Below are 708 nucleotides of genomic sequence, written 5' to 3'. Positions count from 1 at the left end.
GGAAGGACAGCACCATCGGTCTTAGGGTTGATGAATTTAATACCATGCCAAGCTGTCATAGCTGGACCGGTTTCAGCTTCACCATCGCCAACCGTAACAAAACCGACTTGATCAGGGTTATCAAGGATAGCTCCGATACCATGAGAAAGTGAATAGCCTAATTCACCACCTTCGTGGAATGATCCAGGGGTTTGAGCAGTAGCGTGAGATCCGATTCCGCCAGGGAATGAGAAACGCTTGAATAATTTGGCCATACCCTTAAGATTTTGAGTAATCTCTGGATAATCCTCAGTATAAGATCCATCAAGGTATGAATTGGTAACCATAACTTGGCCACCATGACCTGGTCCTTCGACATAAAAAGCATTTAAACCATATTTATTGATAAGACGATTTTCATGAGCATAGATGAAAGTCTGTCCTGAAATAGTACCCCAATGTCCAATTGGCTTGAACTTGACATCTTCTGCCTTTAAAGGAGTCTTTGTAACGCTAAAGAGCGGGTTGTTCTTTAGGAAAATCATTCCGCCTGACAAGTAGTTGGTTGCACGCCACCACTTATCGACGAGTTCTAGATATTCAGTTGAATCATAATCAACTGCAGGTGCATTAGCTGCCATGTATTAATATCTCCTATAATCTTTTTGTTCTAAAGCACGTGTTTTGGACGCACCTTAACATGATCCATTATACAGCAAAGATTTGGCC

Annotated in this window: 1 protein-coding gene; it reads right to left on the bottom strand. The window is 41.9% G+C overall.

Going from position 1 to position 708, the window contains the following annotated elements; all coding sequences use genetic code 11:
- Positions 1 to 620 (bottom strand): phosphoketolase family protein (locus KH893_RS11250; RefSeq protein WP_486606295.1); only part of this gene is annotated, 620 nt, incomplete at its 3' end.
- Positions 621 to 708 lie beyond the last annotated feature (88 nt).

The organism is Liquorilactobacillus sicerae (assembly GCF_029916425.1).
In the GTDB taxonomy this organism is placed as follows: Bacteria; Bacillota; Bacilli; order Lactobacillales; family Lactobacillaceae; genus Liquorilactobacillus; species Liquorilactobacillus sicerae.
The sequence above is the reverse complement of the archived record's forward strand: the minus strand, read 5'-3'. Positions and strand labels throughout refer to the sequence as shown.